At 62.1% G+C, this 23343-nt stretch carries 17 protein-coding genes; 5 read left to right on the top strand and 12 right to left on the bottom strand.

All coding sequences use genetic code 11. The annotated features are described in order from the left end of the window. The coding region (gltB, locus tag AC11W3_RS21565) for a glutamate synthase large subunit (RefSeq protein WP_484093748.1) at positions 1-4562 on the bottom strand (4562 nt) is incomplete at its 3' end. A gap of 278 nt (positions 4563-4840) precedes the next feature. On the opposite strand from gltB, the gene cysD reads away from it, so the two are divergent. From cysD to AC11W3_RS21545, 4 genes are read left to right on the top strand one after another with little or no spacing between them, the layout of a single operon-like run. Next, positions 4841-5638 carry a sulfate adenylyltransferase subunit CysD gene (gene cysD, locus AC11W3_RS21560; RefSeq protein ID WP_484091123.1) on the top strand — a complete coding sequence of 266 codons (798 nt, stop codon included), beginning with the start codon at positions 4841-4843 and terminating at the stop codon, positions 5636-5638. A gap of 31 nt (positions 5639-5669) precedes the next feature. Then, complete coding sequence (locus AC11W3_RS21555) at positions 5670-6968, top strand: sulfotransferase family protein (RefSeq protein ID WP_484091124.1); 1299 nt, start codon at positions 5670-5672, stop codon at positions 6966-6968. Between the two features lie 43 nt (positions 6969-7011). Next, the gene (locus tag AC11W3_RS21550) at positions 7012-7980 is read left to right on the top strand and encodes a flippase-like domain-containing protein (protein WP_484091125.1); all 969 of its coding nucleotides are present in this window, start codon (positions 7012-7014) and stop codon (positions 7978-7980) included. 34 nt (positions 7981-8014) lie between these two features. Next, positions 8015-9250 carry a BamA/TamA family outer membrane protein gene (locus AC11W3_RS21545; RefSeq protein WP_484091126.1) on the top strand — a complete coding sequence of 412 codons (1236 nt, stop codon included), beginning with the start codon at positions 8015-8017 and terminating at the stop codon, positions 9248-9250. Here AC11W3_RS21545 and AC11W3_RS21540 read toward each other — a convergent pair. Both AC11W3_RS21540 and AC11W3_RS21535 read right to left on the bottom strand, forming a co-directional pair. Beyond that, complete coding sequence (locus AC11W3_RS21540; protein ID WP_484091127.1) at positions 9247-9480, bottom strand: hypothetical protein; 234 nt, start codon at positions 9478-9480, stop codon at positions 9247-9249. The genes AC11W3_RS21545 and AC11W3_RS21540 overlap by 4 nt on opposite strands. A gap of 46 nt (positions 9481-9526) precedes the next feature. After that, positions 9527-10501, bottom strand: coding sequence for a zinc-dependent alcohol dehydrogenase family protein (locus AC11W3_RS21535; protein WP_484093749.1), 975 nt, complete (start codon positions 10499-10501; stop codon positions 9527-9529). Between the two features lie 195 nt (positions 10502-10696). Between AC11W3_RS21535 and AC11W3_RS21530 the strand changes: the two genes are divergently transcribed. Further along, on the top strand, positions 10697-11050 hold the full coding sequence (locus AC11W3_RS21530) for a hypothetical protein (RefSeq protein WP_484091128.1): 354 nt from the start codon (positions 10697-10699) through the stop codon (positions 11048-11050). Here AC11W3_RS21530 and AC11W3_RS21525 read toward each other — a convergent pair. From AC11W3_RS21525 to ppsA, 9 genes are all read right to left on the bottom strand, one after another. Beyond that, positions 11047-11424 (bottom strand): response regulator, encoded by a 378-nt coding sequence (locus AC11W3_RS21525; protein WP_484091129.1) that lies wholly within the window; start codon positions 11422-11424, stop codon positions 11047-11049. The genes AC11W3_RS21530 and AC11W3_RS21525 overlap by 4 nt on opposite strands. 1 nt (position 11425) lies before the next feature. After that, positions 11426-12631 carry a response regulator gene (locus AC11W3_RS21520; RefSeq protein ID WP_484091130.1) on the bottom strand — a complete coding sequence of 402 codons (1206 nt, stop codon included), beginning with the start codon at positions 12629-12631 and terminating at the stop codon, positions 11426-11428. Next, positions 12594-13220 carry a chemotaxis protein CheB gene (locus tag AC11W3_RS21515; protein ID WP_484091131.1) on the bottom strand — a complete coding sequence of 209 codons (627 nt, stop codon included), beginning with the start codon at positions 13218-13220 and terminating at the stop codon, positions 12594-12596. The genes AC11W3_RS21520 and AC11W3_RS21515 overlap by 38 nt, the downstream gene beginning before the upstream one ends. After that, positions 13213-14046 carry a CheR family methyltransferase gene (locus tag AC11W3_RS21510; protein WP_484093747.1) on the bottom strand — a complete coding sequence of 278 codons (834 nt, stop codon included), beginning with the start codon at positions 14044-14046 and terminating at the stop codon, positions 13213-13215. The genes AC11W3_RS21515 and AC11W3_RS21510 overlap by 8 nt, the downstream gene beginning before the upstream one ends. 11 nt (positions 14047-14057) lie before the next feature. Next, entirely contained in the window at positions 14058-17453 is a 3396-nt protein-coding gene (locus tag AC11W3_RS21505; protein ID WP_484091133.1) for a response regulator, read from the bottom strand. 122 nt (positions 17454-17575) lie between these two features. Next, entirely contained in the window at positions 17576-19705 is a 2130-nt protein-coding gene (locus tag AC11W3_RS21500; RefSeq protein ID WP_484093746.1) for a sensor histidine kinase, read from the bottom strand. Between the two features lie 109 nt (positions 19706-19814). After that, entirely contained in the window at positions 19815-20138 is a 324-nt protein-coding gene (locus AC11W3_RS21495) for a type II toxin-antitoxin system PemK/MazF family toxin (RefSeq protein WP_484091239.1), read from the bottom strand. Further along, a complete protein-coding gene (locus AC11W3_RS21490; RefSeq protein ID WP_484091135.1) occupies positions 20132-20386 on the bottom strand; it encodes an AbrB/MazE/SpoVT family DNA-binding domain-containing protein in 255 nt (84 codons plus the stop codon). Before AC11W3_RS21490 ends, AC11W3_RS21495 begins: the two co-directional genes overlap by 7 nt. Positions 20387-20463: 77 nt before the next feature. Continuing rightward, positions 20464-22899, bottom strand: coding sequence for a phosphoenolpyruvate synthase (gene ppsA / locus AC11W3_RS21485; RefSeq protein ID WP_484091136.1), 2436 nt, complete (start codon positions 22897-22899; stop codon positions 20464-20466). Positions 22900-23343: the final 444 nt, after the last annotated feature.

Genomic DNA, 23343 nt, shown 5'->3' with positions numbered 1-23343 from the left:
TGCACGTTCTCCTCGAAGGCTGTCTCCATGGCTTCATCTCCGGAGAGTCCAGCCTCCCTGGCCTTTGCCATCGCCTCCAGCACCCGCTTGTAATCCTTCGGCATCACCTTCACGAACCTTGGCAGGCATTGCTCCCAATGGGCCAGAACGGCCGCAGCCCGTGCGCTCCCCGTCAGCGCCGTGTGACGCTCGATCAGGCTCTTCAGTTCCCGGGCCTCTTGTCCGCCTGGCTTCTCCAGGTGTACCATCTGCTGGTTGCAATGCCGTGCGAACCTTTCCGCTTCATCAAGGACGTATGCCACTCCGCCACTCATCCCGGCCGCGAAATTGCGCCCCGTCGGCCCCAGCACCACCACGGTACCCCCCGTCATGTATTCGCAGCCATGATCGCCGACCGCCTCGACCACGGCGGTCGCCCCGGAGTTCCTGACACAGAAACGCTCCCCGGCCATGCCGCGGATATACACCTCGCCGCTGGTCGCTCCATAGCAGGCGACGTTGCCGGTGATGATGTTCTCCTCCGCCAGAAAGAGCGAATCATCGGGGGGGTAAACCACGATCTTCCCTCCTGACAGCCCCTTGCCAAGGTAGTCGTTGGCGTCGCCTTCCAGTTCAAGGGTGACTCCCCCGGGGATGAAGGCTCCGAAGCTCTGCCCCGCGCTCCCTTTGAAGCGCAGTTGTACCGTGTCTTCCGGCAGGCCGGCTGCTCCGTACCTTTTGGTGATCTCGTTCCCCACGATGGTCCCGACGACGCGGTGCACGTTCTTGATTTCGAGCTCGGCTCTCACCCGTTCACCCCGCTCGATCGCCGGCCGGCATAGTTGCAGAAGGTGTGTCAGGTCATACGACTCTTCGAGGTTGTGATCCTGTTTGTGGACGCAGTAGCGGTGCACCTCCGGGTCCAGAAGCGGCTGATACAGAAGGGGAGCCAGGTCGAGCCCCTTGGCCTTCCAGTGCTCTACCGCCGCCCGCGGCTCCAGGACGTCGGTGCGCCCGATCATCTGGTCCAGGGTGCGGAAACCAAGCTCCGCCATGATCTCGCGCAGCTCCTGGGCCACGAACTTCATGAAGTTGACCACGTACTCCGGTTTCCCGGTGAACTTCGCCCGCAGGCGCGGGTCCTGGGTGGCCACGCCGACGGGGCAGGTGTTCAGGTGGCAGGCGCGCATCATGACGCAGCCGAGCGTCACCAGCGGCGCGGTGGCGAAGCCGAATTCCTCGGCCCCCAGAAGAGCGGCAACAGCGACGTCGCGCCCGGTCTTCAACTGGCCGTCCGTCTCCACCACGATCCGGCTCCTCAGGCCGCTGGCGATGAGTGCCTGGTGCGTCTCCGCGAGTCCGAGCTCCCAAGGGAGTCCCGCATGTCTGATGCTCGAAAGGGGAGAGGCTCCGGTGCCCCCGTCGTAGCCGCTGATCAGCACCAGGTCGGCGTGGGCCTTGGCGACACCGGCCGCCACGGTGCCGACGCCTGCCTCGGATACCAATTTGACGCTGATCCGCGCGTTTCTGTTGGCATTCTTCAAGTCGTGGATCAACTCCGCTAGGTCCTCTATCGAGTAGATGTCATGATGGGGGGGTGGGGATATCAGGCCTACGCCGGGTGTGGTGTGGCGGGTCCGGGCGATCCAGGGATAGACCTTCAGGCCCGGCAGTTCTCCGCCTTCGCCGGGCTTCGCCCCCTGCGCCATCTTGATCTGGATCTCCCGTGCCTGCGAGAGATAGAGGCTGGTGACCCCGAAGCGGGCCGAGGCGACCTGCTTGATGGCGCTGTTTTTGGAGTCGCCCATCTCGTTGGTCCAGCCGTAGCGATCCGGGTCCTCGCCGCCTTCACCGGTGTTGGACATCCCCCCGATGCGGTTCATGGCGATGGCCAGCGTCTCGTGCGCCTCCTGGCTGATGGAGCCGTACGACATGGCGCCGGTCTTGAAACGCCGCACGATCTTTTCCACCGGCTCCACCTCCTCGATGGGAACCGGCTCCCTCTCCAGGAAGGTGAAGAGACCCCGCAGGGTGCAGTGCTTCACCGACTGCTCGTTGATAAGGTTCGAGAAGACCTTGAAGTGCGCGTAGTCGTTGCCGCGGGTGGCCTTCTGGAGGGCGTGGATCGAGAGGGGGTTGAAAAGATGTTCCTCGCCCTCGGCACGCCACTGGTATTCCCCCCCCGGGGCGAGGGTAGGGGGAGGCGCGGCCCTTTCCGCGAAGGCCTCCCCGTGGCGCTGGAGAAGTTCCCCCTCGATCTCACCGAGCGTCACCCCCTCGATGCGTGACGGCGTCCAGGTGAAGTAGCGCTCGATGACCGAGCTGTGGATCCCCACCGCCTCGAATATCTGCGCCCCACAATAGCTCTGCACGGTCGAGATCCCCATCTTGGCCATGGTCTTGACCACTCCCTTGACCGAAGCCTTGATGAAGTTCTTCTCGGCTGCGGCATAGTCGATCTCCCTCAGCATCCCTTCCCTGATCAGGTCATCCAGCGATTCGAAGGCGAGGTAGGGGTTGATGGCGCTGGCGCCGTAGCCGATCAGGGTGGCGAAATGGTGGACGTCCCGGGGCTCTCCCGATTCGAGCACCAGGGAGACGCCGGTGCGCCTGCCGGAGCGGATCAGATGATGATGCAGCCCCGATAGTGCCAGGAGGGCGGGGATGGCGGCCTTTCTGGCGTTGACCCCGCGATCGGAGAGGATGAGGATGTTGTGCCCCTTGCCGATGGCGGCATCGGCCGCCTCGAAGAGGGCCCCGAGGGCCCTTTCCAGGCGTCCTACCCTTTTGCCGCGGTAGAAGAGGAGGGGGAGGGTGCACGAGCTGAATCCCGGCTTCCGGATGTTCCTGAGTTTCTCCAGGTCGCGGTCGGTCAGGATGGGGTGCTCGAGGGCGATCAGGCGCGCGGCTTCCGGCCCGGGGGCGAGGAGGTTCCCCTCACTCCCCAGGAAGGTGGTGGTCGAGGTGATCAGTTCCTCGCGGATGGGGTCGATCGGCGGGTTGGTGACCTGGGCGAAGAGCTGCTTGAAGTAGTTGTAGAGGAGCTGGGGGCGGTCGGAGAGGACGGCCAGCGGCGTGTCGGTACCCATGGAGCCGATCGGCTGCAGGGCGTCGCGCGCCATCGGTTCGAGAATCATCCGCAGGTCCTCGTAGCTGTAGCCGAAGGCCTGCTGCCTCTGGATCAGCGGGACCGGTTCGCGGCGGCGCCCGGGAGGAGAGGCCGGGAGCTCCGCGAGCGCCAGCTGGTTTTCCTCCAGCCATTGCCCGTAGGGCCGGTACGAGGCCAGCTGGCGCTTGATCTCCCCGTCGGGAACGATCCGCCCCTCATCCAGGTCGACCAGGAACATGTGTCCCGGCTGGACGCGTCCCTTCTGGATGACACGGCCAGGCTCGACCTCGAGGACGCCGGCCTCCGAGGCCATCACCACGTAGCCGTCGGAAGTGACGTAGTAGCGCAAGGGGCGCAGACCGTTACGGTCCAGCACCGCGCCGAGGTAACGTCCGTCGGTAAAGCACAGGGCGGCGGGTCCGTCCCAGGGCTCCATCAGGCAGGCATGGTAGCGGTAAAAAGCCTTGAGCTCAGGGCTCATCGACTCATGGTTCTCCCACGGCTCGGGGATCATCATCATCACGGCATGCGGCAGCGGCCTTCCCGCCATGACCAGCAGCTCGAGACAGTTGTCGAACATGGCGGAGTCGGAGCCGTTGGTGTTTATGATCGGATGGAGCTTGCTGATTTCGTCCCCGAAGACCTCGCTCGCCAGGGAGGCCTGGCGGGCATGCATCCAGTTGATGTTGCCGCGCAGGGTGTTGATCTCGCCGTTGTGGGCCAGGAGCCGGTACGGATGGGAGCGGTCCCAGATGGGGAGGGTGTTGGTGGAGAAGCGGGAGTGCACCAGGGCCAGCGGGGTCTCCAGGGAGCGGTCGTGCAGGTCGGGGTAGTAACCCTTCAGCTGGGTGGTGGTGAGCATCCCCTTGTAGACCATGGTGCGGCTGGAGAGGCTGGAGATGTACCAGTAGGGATCGATGCCGCTGCGCCTGATCTCCATCACCGAGCGCTTCCTGATCAGGTAGAGTCTGCGCTCGAAGCTCTGCCGGTCCGGGCAGCCTTGACCGCGCCCGATGAAGAGCTGCCGCATGAACGGTTCCGCCGCCAGTGCGGTCTTTCCGAGGTCGGTGTTGTCGGTGGGAATGTCGCGCCAGCCGAGAAGTCGCTGCCCCTCCTGGTCGACGATCTCCTCCATGGCCTCCCTGGCCCGCTCCCGCTCCGATTCATCCTTCGAGGTGAAGATCATGCCCACGGCATACTCGGAGGGCGAGGGGAGGTCGATGCCCAGCGGCGAGGTGACCCCGCGCAGGAATGCGTCGGGAATCGAGATCATTATTCCCGCGCCGTCCCCGGTATTGGGTTCGCAGCCGCATCCCCCGCGGTGGTCGAGCTTCACCAGCAGATCGAGAGACTGCTCCACGATCCCATGTGATTTCTCTCCCTTGAGGTTGACGACGAAACCGACGCCGCAGCCGCCGTGCTGCAACTGCGGATCGAAAAGCCCCGGTTTCTTAACAGTTTCGACCTTTGTCATCTCGCACCCTTTTCGACTTGCGACCTTTCCCGCTGAGCGGATTCCCGGGGATATCCGGTGGCAACAATGACAGAAAGGATATCACGGCCAGGCGACATTCCAATGAACGCCTGCAAAAACCGCTGCCGCTATCTCCCGGCCGCGGCCGGAAAATTGCCACCAGAGCCAGGAATCGCCTGACAAAATCGTCTCCGCCGCAGTTGCAAATCCAGAATGCCCATATAATATAGGTCTAATGATTTCGCAGGGCTCCGAGCTTTTAGTCAGGGAGATGAATGATGACGCAGCTCGACGAACTGGAAGCCCGCTCGATTTACATCCTGCGCGAGGCTTACAAGAACTTCAGCAACCTGTGCATGCTCTGGTCGATGGGGAAGGACTCCACCGTGCTGCTCTGGCTGGTGCGCAAGGCTTTTTTCGGGCACTGCCCGATTCCCCTGGTCCACATCGACACCTCCTACAAGATCCCGGAGATGATCACCTATCGCGACAGCACCGTCCAGGAGTGGGGACTTACCCTGGTGGTGGGGCAGAACCGGAAGGCGCTCGAGGAGGGGATGAACCACACCCGTGGGACCTTCGAGTGCTGCAGCGCATTGAAGACCGAGGCCCTGAAGCAGGTGCTGGAGGACAAGGGATACACGGGGGTCATCGTGGGGGTGCGTTCGGACGAGGAGGGGACGCGGGCCAAGGAACGCTACTTCTCGCCGAGGGACCGGAACAACGACTGGGACTTCCGGGAGCAGCCTCCCGAACTCTGGGACCAGTTCAAGACCAGGTTCGAGCCTGGCACCCATCTGCGCATCCACCCCCTCCTCGATTGGAACGAGGTCAACATCTGGGAGTACATCGAAAGGGAAGCCATCCCTGTCATCCCCCTCTACTTCGAGCGCGGCGAAGGTATGCGCTACCGCAGTCTCGGTTGCGCCCCGTGCACGGCGCAGATCCGCTCGTCCGCCAGGGACGTGGCTGGCATCATCGAGGAGCTGCGCAAAACCAAGGTGGCGGAGCGCAGCGGGAGGGCCCAGGACGGCAATCGTGGCATGGAAAAGCTCAGGAAAGACGGATACATGTGAGGCCATTTCTGCAGCGCTGCGGGAGAGTCCAGTGAGACAAGGCGAGATCATTCACGGCAGCGATGATGAACAGGGGGCGGTTCACCCCGCGAAGCTTCTGGCGACCGTGGGCTCAGGGATGATCAGGGGGCTCAACAGGGTGGGACGGCTCGCCTTTAACGACGGCCGCTCCATCCTCAAGCTCGACCGGGATTTCCTGCTGGAGAAAAGCCGCCGGGCGACCGGGCTCGATGACTTCGGGGAGAGCGGGTTCCTGACCCCCCTCGAGATACTCCTTCGCTCCTTCGAGCAGGACGCCAACCTGAACCTGCTCGGCCGCATCACGGCGTACTCCGAGATGATGCGCATGCTCTCCAACAAGTTGTGCATGCAGCGGGACCGGAAGGAATTCCCGGAGATCGCCCGGCAGCGGATCGAAAGGCCCATCTTCATAACGGGGCTCCCCAGAAGCGGCACCACCTTCCTGCACGCCCTCCTGTCCCAGGACCCCGCCAGCCGGGCTCCCCAGGTCTGGGAGGTCATGCACCCGTCCCCGCCGCCGGAGAAGGCCAGCTACGACATCGATCCCCGCATCGACCGCACCCGCAGGGAACTGGCCTGGATAGACATCCTGATGCCGGACTTCCACAAGTGCCACACGATCGAGGCCAGGCTTCCGCAGGAATGCATCGCCATGACCGATCATTCCTTCCTGAGCTACGTCTTCGAATCGATGTACTACGTCACCTCCTACCGGAAGTGGCACGACGAGCAGGACAAGCGGCCGGCCTACGAGTGCCACCGTCGCTTCCTGCAGCACCTGCAGTGGCGCTGCCCCGGTCAGCACTGGGTGCTCAAGGCGCCCAGCCACCTGATGGCCCTTCCCGCCCTCTTCGAGGTCTACCCCGACGCCCAGATCGTGCTGACCCATCGCGACCCGCTGAAGGTCCTGCCGTCCTGCGCGAGCTTCGCCCACGTGCTGCGGGCACCGTTCACCGGTCCCATCGACCTCAAGGTGCTGGGCGAAGAGGTCAGCAAGCGCTGGGCGGACAGCGCCCGGCTGGTGACCCGCATGCGCTCCTCAGGGGAATACGAGAACCGCTTCTTCGATGTCGGTTATCACGACCTGCTGAGGGATCCGATGGGGGTGGTCGAGGAGGTCTACCGTCATTTCCGGCGTGAGCTGACGCCCGAGGCCGGCGAGGCGATGCGGAGCTTCATCGCCCGCAACCCCAAGGACAAGAACGGTGCGCACCGCTACTCCCTGGAGCAGTTCGGCCTCGACCCGGCGATGGAGAGGCGCAACTTCCAGGAGTACACCGACTACTTCAAGGTCACCTCTGATGGCTGAATCTTCCCGGGACATGGCGAATGCCAAACGAGAGCCTGCCTCCATGACGATGCGACGCATCAACCTGTTCCTTCTCGGAGTGGCGTCGGTCGCCCTGTACCTGATGCTAAGACGCATCGACTGGTCCGGTCTCACCCACTCCTTTCTGCAGGCCAAACGCTACTGGCCCCTGCTGTTGGTCCCCTACGGCCTGACCTGCTACTTCTGGACCCTGTCGTGGCGCGCCCTCCTGGCGCGGACTCCCGGCCGCCCCGGTATCTGCCGCCTCTTTTCTCTGCGTCTGGCCGGCGAGTCCCTCAACCAGCTGACCCCGGCCGCTTCACTCGGTGGAGAGCCATTCAAGGCCCTGCGCCTCCAGGCCGATGGGGTGCCGTGGCAGGAAGCGACGGCATCCCTGGTCATCCACAAGGCGCTGACTGTGCTGAGCCTGGTCCTGTACATCCTGATCGGCTTGACCATGATCCCGATGACCCTGCCAGGCATCCCGCCGCGGCTGGCCGTCTTCTCGTGCCTCGGCACCATTGCCCTGGCCGCCGCGGGGACGGGATTCATGCTGGTGCAGTTGCGGAACCCCTGCGGCGCCTTTCTCAAGATCCTGAAGCGGGTGGGAATGTGCCCGGCCGTGCTGGTGGCGAAGGAAGCAGAACTGGCGAGCCTGGACGAGTTCCTGGTCAATTTTTATCGGGAGCGGGGGAGGGCGGTGCTCCTTTCTCTCTTCTTTTTCTTCCTCGGCTGGCTGGTGCAAGCCGTCGAGGTCTATCTAATCTTCTGGCTGCTGGGGCACCCGATAACCTTCGATCTCGCCCTCTGTCTCGACGCCCTCTCGCAACTGGTCGCCGGACTCGGCTTCATGATCCCCGCCTCCCTCGGTGTTCAGGACGGCGGCAACATCCTGCTCTCCCTCGGATTCAAACTGGGCGCCACCCTCGGGGCGGGATTCAGCATTCTGCGGCGCTTCCGGGAGGGCTTTTGGCTGCTCCTGGGGCTGCTGTTCGTGGCAAGGGAAAAGTGATTTGCACTTAACCGCGATGCACTCACAGGGTTTCATGCGCAGAGCGATATGCGTGATGATGCTGGTCTTCCTCGGCGGCTGCACCTACCAGATCCCGAGAAAGTACCTTCCTTACCCCGTCTCAAACGACACATTTGACGATCCTACCAAGACCGTAGCGATACCTTTGCCGGTGATAGCTTCGAGCCCGAATGAAGGGATCACCTCTGGAGGCCTGGTCGCCTTCCTGCTCCATAACGCCAGTGACGAAGTCAGCACCCTCGTCGTGCCGCAGATCAATTTCAACCAGTACTTCGGCGTCACCAACACCCTTTACGGCGCCTTTTACCCCACCCGGGAGCGAAGAATCAAGGTCAACCTTTCGCAGGCCACCACCATCAACAAGGAGTACCGGCTTCGCTACCACGACGAGAGGTTCCTCGGCGAGCGCTACGAGCTTTACCTGAACGCTTTCGACTTCGCCGACGGCTCTGCCAGGTTCTTCGGGTTTCAATCCAAGTCGTCCAAGGAAAACGAGACCAACTATACCAACAAGGAGGCCGGGTTCAGCGTGGCCTTCGGTGGACGCGTCACCGACGAGTTCGAACTCCTGTTCGGGGAGCGATACAAACATGTCGAAATCGACCGCGGTGCGGTCACCAAGTTACCCTTCATCACCGACGTTTTCCCTCCGGAATCGATACCTGGGGTGAACGGGTACGACATGCACGGACAGAAACTCTCCCTGGTCTACAAGACCCTCGACTCGACCGACATGCCGACCGAGGGCATTTACCTCAGGTTTTCCGTCGAGAACAGCCTGAAGGCCCTTGGCAGCAGCGCGGATTTCCGCACCTACGAGTTCGAGTCCAAACGCTACTATCCTTTCCGGGAGGCGCGTTTCATTTCCGTGGTGCGTTTTTCCTTCCTCCAGACGGAGGGCCATGACATCCCCTTCCTGGAGCAGGCTATCCTCGGCGGGGAGACGACCCTCAGGGGCTACGGCCAGAACAGGTTCGTCGACAAGAGCTACATGCTGCTGAACCTGGAGGAGCGGGTCAGACTGTTTCGGTGGGAGATTTTTCACGTAAAGGCGGATTGGGAACTGGCGCCCTTCGTCGACCTGGGGACGGTGATGCACTCGCTGGTGGAGGCGACCTCCAAGAGCTTCCAGTTCAACCCAGGCATTGGCCTGAGAACGGTGGTGCGGCCGAACATAGTGGGGCGGATCGACGTGGGTTTTGGAAAGGACGGCCCTGCGGTCTTCGTCGGATTGGGTTATCCCTTCTAGACGTTTTCCAACAGGTCCCAGAGGTCGCCGTTCAGGTCGTGGCGCAGGAGATAGACGCTGCCGTCGTCGGCTACTACCTTGAAATAGTTGCAGTCCGGGTCGTACCAGCGGTCGATGACATCCTGAACCAGAAGGGTCCGTCCCTCCAGGGCGAACGAAGTCGGCCTTTCGTCACCCCTGTAACCGGCGTAGCACTGAACCGTTACCCTCTTTTCCGTGTGTAGTTTCACGTCCGGTTTCCTCCCTGAATCAAGCGTCGACTTTGGCAAAGCTTGCTCAAATGACAATAACCCCCGCCCCCCTGATCTCACCAGCCTTCAGTGCCGCCAGGGCACGGTTCGCCTCCTCCAGCGGGAAGGCCTGGACTTCGGTCCGCACCGGCACTTTCGGGGCCAGGGCCAGGAACTCTTCCCCGTCCCTGCGGGTGAGGTTGGCAACCGAGCGCAGCACCCTCTCTCCCCAGAGAAGCTCATAGGGAAACTGAGGGATGTCGCTCATGTGGATGCCGGCGCAGACCACGGTACCTCCCTTGCTGACCGCCTTGAGGGCGGCGGGGACGAGTTCGCCGGCCGGGGCGAAGATGATGGCGGCATCGAGCGGCTCCGGAGGAGGAGACATGCTGTCCCCGGTCCAGACCGCTCCCAGCTCCCTGGCGAAGGACTGCCCTGCCTGGTCGCCGGAGCGGGTGAAGGCGTAAACCTCGCGCCCCTGCCAGCGCGCTACCTGGATGACGATATGGGCCGCCGCCCCGAATCCGTAGATGCCGAGCCTCCTCCCTCCCCCTGCCATGCACAGCGAGCGGTAGCCGATCAGTCCCGCGCAAAGGAGCGGGGCCGCCTGCAGGTCGGGATACCCTTCGGGAATGGGGAAGCAGAAACGCTGGTCGGCGACGGCGTACTCGGCAAAGCCGCCGTTTTGATGATAGCCGGTGAAGCGGGCGTCATCGCAGAGGTTCTCCCTTCCTTCCTTGCACTCCGGGCATCTCCCGCAGGTGCCGCCCAGCCAGGGAACCCCGACCCGGTCACCCTCGGAAAACCCGCTGCAGCCGCTCCCCAGCGCCGCGACCCGACCGACGATCTGGTGGCCCGGGATGAGCGGCAGCTTCGGCTCGGTAAGTTCCCCGTCGATTATATGAAGATCGGTGCGGCAGATCCCGCAGGCGGCCACCCGGAGGAGTACCTGCCCCGGTCCCGGTTCAGGGATCGGCAGATCTTCCAGTGTGAGCGGATTGCCTTTACCAGTAAACACCATGGCTCGCATAGTCTTGAGACTTCCCTCCGATCAAGGACTGACTGAATCCCGAGTATCCTGAAGGCTTGTGCATTGTCTGCTATTATTGAACCAGCAGCAGAGTCAGAACATGAAAGACAACAAATTGTATCAGAACGCCGGCGTTACTGGCACTGATTTCTTTTCGCGCCGATGGTGACAACAGGGGAGGGTGCTATGACGGTAGAGAAGGTGGAGGTTGAGGCAATTGCGGGATCGGCGCAGCGGATCATCATAAGGAGCGATGTCGGCTGGTTCACCAATAGCGGCCCCCGTGGCAATATTGTCACGGTTGAGTCCATGGTCGCCTATTCGACGGTCGTGAACGAACTCTATCGCGAAGGGTACCAGATGGTGTCTCCGCAGGAGTATGCCGCGCACTACGGGTTGGGACTGGAAAACGTGTACCGGCGGATCAGGGAGGATGGGAGCCTCTTCCTACTGGCCTATCCCGGGGGCGAGCCTCCTGCCGAGGCGGTGCCGCTGGAGGAGAGAGAGGCGCGGGAGGATCTGGGGCCGCATCTTGTCTAACCCCTCTCCCTTATCTCCCTGATCCCCCTCTCCAGCGAGTCGATGAGCTTCCTGAAGTCGGTCGGCTTCACGAAGTAGTCGTGGATCTCGATGCTGCCGAAATCGCCGAGTTTGTTGCTGTAGCCGGTGATGATGATGAACTTGGTGTCGCCCTTCAGGTCCCTGATTTCCTCGACCATCCGCACACCGTTCATGTCGGGCATGTTTATGTCGGTGATCACTATCTCCGGTCGATGCTCCCTGCACAACTCCAGCCCCTTGGCGCCGTTCTCCGCCACATAGATCTCGAGATCGGGCATCTTCAGCGCTATCAGGGAGCGCATGATGTCGCAGGCTTCGGTGTCGTCTTCGACGATGAGCAGGGAGAGCTTCATCTCAGACCTCGATCCTGAACTCGGCGCCGCCTCCGACATTTCGCACGGTCAGCCGTCCACCCATGTTGTTCTCGATGATGTTCTTGGACATGAAGAGTCCGATGCCGGTCCCCTTGCCGAGCTCCTTCGTGGTGTAGTAGGCATCGAAGATCCTGTCGATGATCTCTTCCCTTACGCCGCCCGCGTTATCGGTGATGGTGACCACCGCCCTGCCGTCCTCCGTCCAGGCACGTACCGCGATCCGGGCATCCTCCTTCTGCTCTCCGAAGGCGTCCTTGGCGTTCATCAGGATGTTGAGGAGCACCTGCCGGTACTCGTTGGGGAAGCCGTTGATCTGCGGATCCCCCTGGACATCGACCTCGACCGTTATTCCCCGCTGCCCCAAGCTGTCTTCCACCAGCGAAAGGGTCTTCCTTATCACCTGCTGGACGGAGAAGAGCTTCTTCTCCCTGTCGGGCGAGGCGAACTCCCTGAAGTCGTCGATGGTCTGCGACAGGTGGCGAAGGACGTTCATGGCCTTGGCCACGCCTGCATCCAGGAAATCCTTGTCGACTTTGCCCGTGTCGAAGAAAAAGGCGATCTCCTGGATCTTGAGGGCCAGCACGTTCAGGGGCTGGCGCCACTGGTGGGCGATGTTGTTGAGCATCTCCCCCATGGCCGCAGTCCTGTTCTGTTGGATCATCATGCGGTCCTTCTGCCGCAGTTCCTCCACCGCGCGCAGGCGCTGCGAGGTCTCCTCCTCCAGTCGCCGGTAGGTCTCCACCAGCTTTTCGTTTTGCATCTGCAACTCGGCCTGGGTGTTCTTCAGTTCACGGCGTTGCGCGAAAAGGTCGCAGAAGACCCTGACCTTGCTTCTCAGGATGGCAGGCTCGATCGGCTTCATCAGGTAATCGACGGCCCCCGCCTGATACCCCTTGAAGAGTTGGTACTCCTCCTTCATCCCGGCGGTGACGAAGATGATGGGGACCTGCCGCGTCTTCGGGTTCTGGCGCATCAGCTCGGCGGTCTCGAAGCCGTCCATTTCCGGCATCTGCACATCGAGCAGCACCAGGGCGAAGTCGGTGTACAGGGTCTGGCGCAGGGCCTCGTTCCCCGACTGGGCCTTCACCAGGTCGAGTTCCATGTCATCGAGAAGCGCCTCCAGGGAGGTCAGGTTCTCGGCACGGTCATCAACGATCAGGACGGGAATTTTGCTGTTGCTTGGCATAGTGATCACTTTCAGCTAGATGTATGAAGAGCTGAGGGAGAGCGGCCAGTGGCAGCACGTAATCTGGGCCCACAGCAATGATAGCATGTTTCGGCATCGAACTCGCGGCGGCGTCCTCGGGATCCTGGACCACCGTGACGCCCCCTCTTTCCTTGATCCTCTTCAGCCCGGCACTGCCATCGAACCCGGCCCCGGTGAGGACCACCCCGATGACACCGTCCCGGTAGGCGTCAGCCGCCGACTCGAAGAGGACGTCGACCGAAGGGCGGGCGAAGTTGACCGGGGCGTCGGTCGAGAGGCCGAGTGTACCGTCTGGTTCCACCAGGAGGTGGTAGTTGGCGGGAGCGATATAGACTGTTCCCGCCACGGGGAGCTCATGCTCGTCGGCCTCCTTGACGCGGATGTCGCATTGCTGATCCAGCAGCAGCGCCAACCGGTCTCCGGAGTCGCGGCTCATGTGCTGGATCACGATCAGCGGCAGGGGGAAATCGTTCGGCAGTGCGCCCAGTAGCGGCTTCAGTGTCCCGATCCCCCCGGTGGAAATGCCGACCACTATGACCTTAAAGGTGCGAGTGTGGGAGTCAGTCATAACGCTTCCTGTAGATGCGTGTCCTGGGGACAATCTCCTGGTAACGCTGCGCCAGCGAACGCCCTTCGAGGGTCTCCTTGGTTCCCAGGCACAGAAAGCCCCCGGGAGCCAGGGCGGAATCGAAGATTTTCAGGGCGCGCTCCTTGAGGCGCTCCTTGAAGTAGATCAGCACGTTGCGGCACATCACCATCTGCATCTCCCCGAACTCGTTATCCGCCGCCAGATTGTGTGAGGCGAAGACGATGCGCTCATTCAGCCCGGGAGCCAGCTGCGCCTGGTCGTTACCGGCCGTGTAGTAGTCGGAAAAGGAGCTCCTGCCGCCGCTTTTCTGGTAGTTGGCTGTGAAGAGCTTCATCTCCCTCAGGGGGAAAACCCCGTCCCGGGCCTTCTTCAGCATCGCCTGGTTGATGTCTGTGGCATAGATGCGGAAGCGCCCGGAGAGCCCCTCCTCCTCCAGCAGGATCGCCATGGAGTAGGCTTCCTCGCCGCCGGCGCAGCCGGCATGCCAGATCTTCACGAAGGGGTAGGTCCTCAGATGCTGCGCGACCTCCTCCCTGATGGTCCTGAAGACTTCCGGGTCCCTGAACATCTCGGAGACATTGACGGTTATCCCCCGCAAAAGCTCCTCGAAGAGTGCCGGGTCCCGCAGGATGTGGGGCTGGGCCTGCGAAAAGGTGGTGAAGCCGGAAGTGGAGAGCCACTGCTTCATCCTGCGGCGCAGCGAGGCCTCGGCGTAATCCCTGAAATCATAACCGTAGACCCGGGCGATACCGTCCAGGAGGAGTTCCATCTCGATGTGCTGCAGGTGATCATGATAGGTCATCATGGCGGCAGGCTTCACTGGTTGTAGAGCCAGACCCTGAGGAGCGACAAAAGCCGCTCCATATCGATCGGCTTGGTTATGTAATCGCTGGCCCCCGCTTTCAGGGCGGCCTCACGGTCCCCTTTCATGGCCTTGGCGGTCAAGGCGATGATCGGGAGACGGGCGAAACGCTGATCGTTGCGGATAAGCCGGGTGGCCTCGTAGCCATCCATTTCCGGCATCATCACATCCATGAGGACGAGGTTCACGTCCGGGTGTTCCTCCAGCCTCTCCAGCGCCACCTTGCCGTTCTCCGCCTCGATCACCTGCATCCCCTTTTCCCTCAGCACTGTGGAGAGGGAGAAGATGTTGCGCATGTCGTCGTCCACCAGCAGTACCTTCTTCCCGTTGAAGACAGTGTCGGTATCGAGGGTGGTGCGGATCATGCGCTGTTTTTCGGGTGGCAGCTTGTTCTCCAGGACGTGCAGGAAAAGGGTGACCTCGTTTAGGAGGCGCTCCGGGCTCTTGGCCCCCTTGATGATTATGGTCTCCGCGTAGCGCTGCAGCCGCTGGGTCTCGTCTGGCGAAAGCTCGCGGCCGGTGTGGATGATGACCGGGATGCGCCTCCTCTCCTCCAGGTTGCGGATGTGTTCGAGGAGGTCGAAGCCCGACATGTCGGCCAGCCCCAGGTCGAGCACGATGCAGTCGACGCGCTCCGCCGAGAGGAGCTTTACGGCCTCCTCCCCGGTTTCGGCCAGGGTGATGGAGATGTCGCGTCCCTCCAAAAGCGAGACCAGCGCCGCGGCCTGGGCCTTGTCGTCCTCCACCACCAGCAGCCTCTTCGTGGTCCGGGCCAGGGCGTCGTCGATGGAGGAGAAGGCACGGTCGAGCTCGTCGCTGGAGACGGGCTTGGTCATGTAGCCTATGGCCCCCATGGAAAGGGCCTTCTGCCGCTCTTCCAGCGAGGTGATGAAGTAGACCGGGATGTGCCTGGTTCGCAGGTTGTCGGTCAACTTCTGCATCACGCCCCATCCGTCCAGGTTCGGTAGCATGACGTCGAGAAGGATGGCGGTGGGGAGAATGCGCTCCGCCAGTTCCAGGCCGCTTCGGCCCTCTGTGGCTACCACGGCCGCGAACCCCCGCTCCCTGACCCTCTCCATCAGGATCTTCACGAAGGAGAGGTCGTCCTCGATGATGAGGATGCTGGGCCTGCCGGGGTAGATGCCTTCACGGTCGTCGAGCGGGGGAGGGGGGGGCTGCGGAGGTCGGCTTCCCTGAGGCCGGGGAGCGGAGGGCGTCGTCGGCGCGACGGTCGAAGGGGCGGCCTCCCTCGCCACCGGGAGGTAAACGGTGAAGACGCTTCCCTTCCCCTCCTCGCTCGCCACCCGAACCTCCCCGCCCATTGCGCGGGCCAGTTCCCGGGAAATCGAGAGACCCAGGCCGGTCCCGCCGTACTTGCGGCTGACGGAGCCGTCGGCCTGCTGGAAGGCCTGGAAGATGAGTTCCTGCTTGTCGACCGCGATGCCGATTCCCGTGTCGGTGACCTCGAAGGCCACGGCTGCGACGCCTATCGGGTTCTCCTCCGGCTTGGGCTGGTAGACCCGCAGAGCCACGGAGCCGTTCCTGGTGAACTTCAAGGCGTTGGAGATCAGGTTCTTCAGCACCTGGAGGGTACGCTGGCGGTCCAGCCTGATTTTCTCCACCACACCCTCTTCGACGGCGGTCGAGAAGTCGACTCCCTTTTGCTCGGCCAGGTGACGGAAGGATGAGGCCAGCTCCTGGCAAAGCTCGGCGGGGCTCACCTCGTCGTAGACGAACTGGAGCCTCCCCGATTCCACCTTGGAGAGGTCGAGGATGTCATTGATGAGATTCAGGAGTTCTCCCCCGGCCGAGTTTATGGTCGTTGCGTATTCGACCTGTTTGGCGGTGAGGTTTCCTTCCTTGTTGTCCTTGAGCTGTCCCGAGAGGATCATCAGGCTGTTGAGCGGGGTCCGCAGTTCGTGGGACATGTTGGCCAGGAACTGGGACCTGTAGCGGCTTATCTCCTCGACCTCCTTGGCCCTGCGCACGATCTCGCGGCCGGCTTCCTCCATCTCGCGGTTCTTGGCCTGGATCTGTTCGCGTTGCTGCTCCAGAAGCTCGGCCCGCTCCTCCAGTTCCTCGTTCGACTGCTGCAGTTCCTCCTGCTGGACCCGCAGTTCCTCCCCCTGGGCGCGGCTTTGCAGCAGGAGTTCGTCCACCCTCTGCCGGGTAAGATTGACCGTCACCGCGGCTGCCAGCACCTCCGCCGCCTGGTTCAGAAAGTCGAGCTCCAGCTCATCGAAACCGCCGAGGGTCCCGAGTTCCATCACTCCCACCAGCCGCTGCCCATGCAGCAGGGGCTGGGCCAGCACCAATCTCGGCGGGGCCTCCCCCAGGGCCGAGGAGACCACCAGATAATCGGCAGGAACATCGGTCAGGGAGATGGCGCGCTTCTCACGGGCCGCCTCGCCCGCCAGACCCTCTCCCAGGGCGATGGTGCGCCCGACGACGCGGTCCCGGGTGAAGGCGTAGTTGGCAACGATCCCGAGGGTCTTGCTCTCCTCGTCGAAGAGATAGAGTGCGGCTACGCCGACCTTGAGGTACTCCGACAGCCACCTCACGGCGTCGGCCGCCATTTCCTTGAGGGGACGGTCCCCCAGCAGCCTGGCGTTCAGCTCGTTGAGGCCGGTCTTGACCCAGTTCTGGGAGCGCTCCCGCTCCCCTGCCTTTTCCAGCTCCGCGTTCCTGGAGCGAAGTTCGAGCTCCGCCCTGGAGCGCTGGGTGTTCTCGCTGTTGAGGAGGCCAAAGACCATCAGCAGAATGGTGAAAGCTATCATGCCTCCAGCTTCCAGGGCGTGGAGGGTTCTGGCCAGGTCGGCCTCTTTGGCGGCCGTTCTCCGTTGCAGCAGCCGCGTCTCTTCCGCCTCGGCCTCTGCGACCAGTCCGCGGATGCCGTCCATGAGGTTCTTGCCCAGGTGGGTCATCACCATGTCGCTGGCGGCGTTGAAGCCGGTTTCCCTTCTGGCTTCGACCACCTTGGCCATCTGGGCCAGTTTCTGGTCGATCAGTGGCTCGAGTAAATCCAGGCGCTTTTGATGCGAGGGATTGTCCGCGGTGACCTTCCTCAGGGTCCCACGCGTTCGGGTGATCCTGCTGAGGGCGTCATTGTAGGGGGTGAGGTAGCCGTCATTTCCGGTTATGATGAAACCGCGCTGGCCGGTCTCTGCATCGACCAGCTCCGTCAGCAGGTCGCGCAGTTCGTGAATCACCAGATAGGAACGATTCTGCCAATAATCCGACTCCCTTACCGTCGCCATGTTCAGGTAGGCCAGCCACCCCATGCCTATGAAAATGGCTAGGGCCGCCGCGAAGGCTATGGTGAGGACGGTTTTCCGGGTGAGGGGAAGCATTCCTGACCTCGAGAAAGTTGGTGGCCGATCCGGTCGGGGAGGAGCTGTTGCCGCATAGTGATGATTTTAACCCGGAGCCGGGACGGAAGTTAAGTCCCCGGTGAGATTGCAAGCGGGGAAGCTCACATCGATGATGACCCGGACGGGACGGTGAAGTAGAACGTGGCCCCCTTGTCTGGCTCCGCCTCGGCCCATACCCTGCCTCCGTGGCGCCTGATGATCCGCTCCACGGTGGCAAGCCCTATCCCGAAGCCGCTGCCGGCCTCCGCGCCGTGGAGGCGCTGGAAAGGCGCGAAGACCCTTCCGGCCTGCGCCATGTCGAACCCCATCCCGTTGTCCCGGATGAAGCAGGCCTGGCTGCCGTCGGCCTCGTCGGTGCCGAACTCGATCAGGGGGGCCGGCTGCCGGCAGGTGTACTTCCAGGCGTTTCCGAAGAGGTTGTCGAGGACTATCCGCAAGAGATCGGGATCGCCCTCCACCGTGACGCCTTCGGCGATGCGGAAGGTGACCTTGCGCCGCGGCTCGCTCCCTTGCAGCTCGATGGCCACCGAATGCGCCATGGCCGACAGGTCGACACTTTCGCGGCGGAGCTGCACCTGGCTCAACCGGGAGAAGTCGAGGAGGCAGTCGATCAGCCGGCTCATGCGGAGGATCCCCTGGTAGGTATCCTGCAGGTGGCCCAGACACGCCTCTTCGAGACGGTCGCCGCAGTGGTACTGGATGGCCTGGGCATGGCCGTAGATCAGGTTCAAGGGGCGCCGCAGGTCGTGCGCCACGGTGTAGTTGAAGGCCTCGAGATCCTGGTTGAGCCCCTCGAGCTGGGCAGCCCTAGCGGCAAGGTCGGCGTTGAGGCGGGCGATCTCCTGTTCGGCCAGTTTCCTCTCGGTTATGTCCCTGGCGACGTGGACCACGCCGATGGTGTTTCCGTCGGGGGCGATGAGCGGTGTGTAGCTGACCAGGAAGTAATCTTTGGTGCTAGCCTCGTAGAATTCGGAGATCTCCTCGTGCCTGCCTGAGCCGGCCCTCAGGTGAGGGCAGAAGTCGGGTGCGGTATCCGTTCCGTGGAAGGCGGTATAGCAGTGGAGGCCGATGAGATCTTCCGGGGGGCGACCGAGCCGCTGGGCCATGGCCCTGTTGACCCGGGTGATCCTGTTGTCGTTGTCGAGAATGGCGATGAAGTCGGGAACGCTGTCGAAGGTCCTTTCCCATTCCTCCTTGGCCCTGATCAAGGCCCTTTCGGCCCGCTTGTTTTCGCTGATGTCCCTGACCAGGGCCAGGATGCAACGGACCCCTTCTATTTCCAGCACCTCGGCGGAGTAGAGCCCCTCGAGTATTTCGCCCGTCTTCCCCCTGAAGCGGAACTCCTGGTTGCGGATCGCCCCTAACTCCTTGAGAACGTCGATGAGCCTGCTGCGTTGGGAGGGGTCGTCCCACAGGCTGATTTCATAGACGGTGCGGCCGATGATCTCCTCGCGCCGGTAGCCGAGGGCTTGGAGCGCAGCCTCGTTGATGTCGAGGATCGTCCCTTCGTCGAAGGTCGAGATGAGCAGCAGCGCGGGAGCGGCGTCAAAGATCTTGTAGAACCTGCGCTCGGACAGGCGGATCTCTTCCTCGGCCAGTTTGCGCTCCGTCACGTCCATGGCGATGCCGTGCATCCTGATGGGGCTTCCCTGCTCGTTGAAGAAGGCGCGGCCCTTGCTGAGCACCCAGCGCAATCCCCCATCCGGGAGCTTGACCCTCATCTCGGCGCCGTACTCCACGTCCTCCTGCAACGCCCGCCTGACCGCTTCATCGACCCGCTGTCGGTCTTCCTCGTGTATGGCCGCCAGGAAGGCGGGGTAGGTCATTACGTAATCGGCCGGGTAGCCGAAGAGTTCCTTGCACCTGTCGCTCCATTCCAGCTCGCCCTTCACCAGATCCCAATGCCACATTCCGATGTCGGCCGCGGCCGTCGCGAAGAGGAGCCTTTCCTCACTCTCTTTCAACTGCAGAATTTCCTGGGGGGAATGCCGGGGGGCTTGCTGGAGACCGGTGTGGGCGGCGTTTCTTTCCTGGAGCTTGCCGGTCATCTCCCGGAGCTCGGCGGTTTTCTGCTCCAGTTCGTCGTTGGCCGTTTTCAGTCTGGCCGTCAGTTCCGCGATTTCCTGCGCCTGTTTCAGGGCGTCGACCAGCTGATCGGGAGGGTGATCCTGCCGGGGCTCAGCCGCTTCGTCACCTTTCAGCTTCTCGTCAGTATCGACCGGATGCTTCATGTCGCACCGTGCCTCCGGTGGTTTTTCGAAAACTGCGCGGATACCTTCTCTAGGTGGAGTTCCAACTGCTGCTGCCAGGAAGCTAGCTGCCTCCCGGCATTTGTCTATCTCAGGCTGCGAATAGCTCCGCCAGAAGTGACAGGACCTTTACCTGTGTCTTCTTGTCGACCCTGCCCCACTTCTGCACAAGCCGTGACTTGTCGACCGTTCGTATCTGGTCCAGGACTATCTGTCCGTCCTTGCCCTTTAGTTTCGACTGCACGCGGGTGGGGTAGTCTCTCCCCTTGCTTGTCATCGGGGCCACAATCACTGTGGCCAGGTAGTTGTTCATTTCATCGGGGGAGATGATCAGGCACGGCCTGACCTTCTGTATCTCCTTCCCGATGGTCGGGTCCAGGTTGACAAGGTAGACGTCGAAGCGCTGGACTACCATACCCACTCGTCCTCCTCCCACTCAGTCCTGCCTGCCACATCCTCATCGAGCATGCTGTCGTCACCTTTTTCGGCCATCAATCTGAATTTTTCTCCCCATCCCTGTCGGGGACTGGAGGCGGGGGTAATGACGATTCTCTCTCCTTCGACCTCGATATCGACCTCCGTTCCGAGCCGGCTCTGTTCGAGTAGCACTTTAGGAATCCTTATCCCCTGTGAGTTGCCAATGCGTATTATGCTCGCCTTCATATAGCCTTCCTCCTGGATTTCCTTAGGTGGCTACATTGTAATTACCCTGGCCGCCGGCCGTCAAATACTTTCTTCCCTCAGTCTTCTTCGATTGAGGCCGCGTCCAACCCCTTTTCCATCTCCAGGACCTTGAGGGTGATCTTCATCAGTGAGTCTGGATTGAGGGAGATTGAGTCGATCCCCTTAAGCACCAGGAAGGCGGCGAACTCGGGATAGTCGCTGGGGGCCTGGCCGCAGATGCCGCTGTGGCGCAGGTTCCTCTTGGCTCCCACGATGACCTGCGAGATCAGTTTCATCACCCCGGGGTCGCGTTCGTCGAAGACCTGGGCCACCAGGGCGGAGTCGCGGTCCACGCCCAGGGTGAGCTGGGTAAGGTCGTTGGAGCCGATGGAGAAGCCGTCGAAGAGCCTGCTGAACTCGTCGATCTGGATCACGTTATTGGGGATCTCGCACATCACGTAGACCCGCAGCTTGTTCTCGCCGCGTTTCAGCCCGTTCTTCTCCATCTCGGCCAGCACCTTCTCCCCCTCGGTGACGGTGCGGCAGAAGGGGATCATGGGAATGACATTGACGAGCCCCATCTCTTCCCTGACCCGCTTGATGGCCCGGCACTCCAGCGCGAACCCTTCCCGGTACCTGTCGTTGTAGTAACGGGATGCGCCGCGAAAGCCGATCATCGGGTTCTCTTCCTCCGGCTCGAAGGCGCTTCCGCCCAGAAGGCGCGCGTACTCGTTGGTCTTGAAGTCGCTCATCCGCACCACGACCGGCTTGGGATAAAAGGCGGCGGCGATGGTCGCTATGCCCCCGGCCAGGCGTTCCACGAAGTAGCTTTCCCGGTCATGGTAACCGGTGATCAGACGCTCGATCTCCTGCCGCTCCGCAGGGTCCGCGATCCGCTCGGGATGCACCAGTGCCATGGGATGGATCTTGATGTAGTTGTTGATGATGAACTCCATCCTGGCCAGCCCCACGCCGTCGTTGGGGAGCTTCGACTGGGCGAATGCCTCGTCCGGGTTCCCCAGGTTCATCATGATCTTGGTCCTTGGACGGGCCAGGTCGGTGAGGGGGATACGCTCCACGCGGAAGGGGAGGGGGGTGTCGTAGACCTTGCCGATCTCGCCTTCGGCGCAGCTCACCGTGATCTTCTGCCCGTCCCTGATCTTCTCCGTGGCGTCTCCGGTCCCGACAATGGAGGGGATGCCGAGCTCGCGGCTCACGATGGCGGCGTGGCAGGTCCGTCCTCCCCGGTTGGTCACCACTGCCGCCGCGAGTTTCATGATCGGCTCCCAGTCGGGCGTGGTGGTGTCGGCCAGTAGGATGTCACCCTTGCGGAATTCGGAGAGGCGATGGACGTCGGTGATGACCCGCGCCGGTCCGGCGGCGATTTTCTCGCCCACGCTGGTCCCCCAGGAGAGGAGTTCCCCCCTGCCCTCGAGGTGGTAGATCTCGAGGAAATCGGAGGGTTTCTGCGACTGTACCGTCTCCGGTCGCGCCTGGACGATGAAGGTCTCCCCGCTCAGGCCGTCCTTGGCCCATTCGATGTCCATCGGCTGGTCGTGTCCCACCTTTTTGGCGTAATAATCCTCGATGGTCATGGCTGCCCGGGCGAGTTCCAGCACCTCTGCATCGGTCAGGCAGAAGAGCCTCCGCTCCTGTTCCGGCACCTCCACGTTGCGGACCACCACCTTGGCGCCGCCGCGACCGTAGATCATCTTGATCTTCTTCTCGCCGAGCTTCTTTCCCACGATCGGCCGGAAACCGTTCTTCAGGGTCGGCTTGAATACGTAGAATTCGTCGGGGTTGACCGCCCCCTGGACGACATTCTCGCCGAGGCCGTAGGCGGCGTTGATCAGCACCACGTCCCGGAAACCGGTTTCGGTGTCGATGGTGAACATGACGCCGCTGGCGGCGAGGTCCGAGCGGACCATCTTCATCACCCCCACGGAGAGCGCCACCCGGAAGTGGTCGAAGCCCTGGTCGATCCGGTAGGATATGGCCCGGTCGGTGAAAAGCGAGGCGAAGCAGCGGCGGCAGGCCTCGAGTACCTGCGCGGATCCCCTGATATTCAGGTAACTTTCCTGCTGACCTGCAAAGGAGGCCGTGGGGAGGTCCTCAGCCGTGGCGCTGCTGCGGATCGCCACGTCGGTATCCTCGCCGTACTCCTGGCAGAGCCTTCGGTAGGCGTGGAGGATGGCGTCGGTGAGATCCTGCGGCAGCGGGGCCTGGTACACTATCTCGCGCAGCCGGTGTCCCTGTCTCGCAAAGGCCTCGAGGTCGCTCTTGTCTATCTCCCTCAATATCTTCCGCATTTCCTGCAATTTTCCGCTGTTCTCGATGACATAGCGGTAGGCATCGGCGGTCACTGCGAAGCCGTTGGGGATCTTTATGCCGGATGAGGAGAGCTCGCGGTACATCTCTCCGAGAGAAGCATTCTTTCCACCGACCAGCGGCACATCGGCAATTGAGATCTCGCTGAACCACCTGATATAGCGTGAGCGTCCTTTGTCAGTCATCTCCTTCTCCTGTACCGGCTCTATCCACTGATCACAATAATCTTCACAGTATATCCTGTTATTCCAGTTTGGCAGCTCGTACAGCCATTCAACGCACCTTCCGAGCTAGGTTTTTGCTTTGCCTCTTTTCCTTCCCAACATTCCTTCGAAACTGCTCCCTCTCCCCATGCTTCCCTCACCCCGCCCCTCTCCCGGAGGGCGAGGGGGAGTTTGAACTGTGGAGAAATGGGCAGGTGCAAGTGGCTAACCGGACAACGCTGCCTTTCGAGACGGTTAGGGGGAAGGGTATCGGTACCCATTTCGTTGAGGAGAGGACGTAACACCATCTGCTACCGTTCGTGCTGAGCCTGTCGAAGCACGCACTTTGGTTTAAAGGGAGGAGTTGACGGCAACCGGGATGGGAATAGGGAAGGGGTGTTTGTTGCGATCGTCCAGCCCGTGGCT

It is taken from the genome of Geomonas sp. (assembly GCF_056994735.1).
Note: the sequence above shows the minus strand (reverse complement) of the source record. Positions and strands in the feature narration are given on the sequence as shown.

Excerpts from the sequence above, each read along its gene's own strand:
- AC11W3_RS21500 (WP_484093746.1), bottom strand. The coding sequence starts at position 19,705 with ATGAAGCATCCGGTCGATACTGACGAGAAGCTGAAAGGTGACGAAGCG.
- AC11W3_RS21550 (WP_484091125.1), top strand. The coding sequence starts at position 7,012 with ATGACGATGCGACGCATCAACCTGTTCCTTCTCGGAGTGGCGTCGGTC.
- AC11W3_RS21515 (WP_484091131.1), bottom strand. The coding sequence starts at position 13,220 with ATGACTGACTCCCACACTCGCACCTTTAAGGTCATAGTGGTCGGCATT.
- AC11W3_RS21505 (WP_484091133.1), bottom strand. The coding sequence starts at position 17,453 with ATGCTTCCCCTCACCCGGAAAACCGTCCTCACCATAGCCTTCGCGGCG.
- AC11W3_RS21495 (WP_484091239.1), bottom strand. The coding sequence starts at position 20,138 with ATGGTAGTCCAGCGCTTCGACGTCTACCTTGTCAACCTGGACCCGACC.
- AC11W3_RS21535 (WP_484093749.1), bottom strand. The coding sequence starts at position 10,501 with ATGGTGTTTACTGGTAAAGGCAATCCGCTCACACTGGAAGATCTGCCG.
- cysD (WP_484091123.1), top strand. The coding sequence starts at position 4,841 with ATGACGCAGCTCGACGAACTGGAAGCCCGCTCGATTTACATCCTGCGC.
- AC11W3_RS21490 (WP_484091135.1), bottom strand. The coding sequence starts at position 20,386 with ATGAAGGCGAGCATAATACGCATTGGCAACTCACAGGGGATAAGGATT.
- ppsA (WP_484091136.1), bottom strand. The coding sequence starts at position 22,899 with ATGACTGACAAAGGACGCTCACGCTATATCAGGTGGTTCAGCGAGATC.
- AC11W3_RS21545 (WP_484091126.1), top strand. The coding sequence starts at position 8,015 with ATGCGCAGAGCGATATGCGTGATGATGCTGGTCTTCCTCGGCGGCTGC.
- AC11W3_RS21510 (WP_484093747.1), bottom strand. The coding sequence starts at position 14,046 with ATGATGACCTATCATGATCACCTGCAGCACATCGAGATGGAACTCCTC.
- AC11W3_RS21520 (WP_484091130.1), bottom strand. The coding sequence starts at position 12,631 with ATGCCAAGCAACAGCAAAATTCCCGTCCTGATCGTTGATGACCGTGCC.
- AC11W3_RS21525 (WP_484091129.1), bottom strand. The coding sequence starts at position 11,424 with ATGAAGCTCTCCCTGCTCATCGTCGAAGACGACACCGAAGCCTGCGAC.
- AC11W3_RS21530 (WP_484091128.1), top strand. The coding sequence starts at position 10,697 with ATGACGGTAGAGAAGGTGGAGGTTGAGGCAATTGCGGGATCGGCGCAG.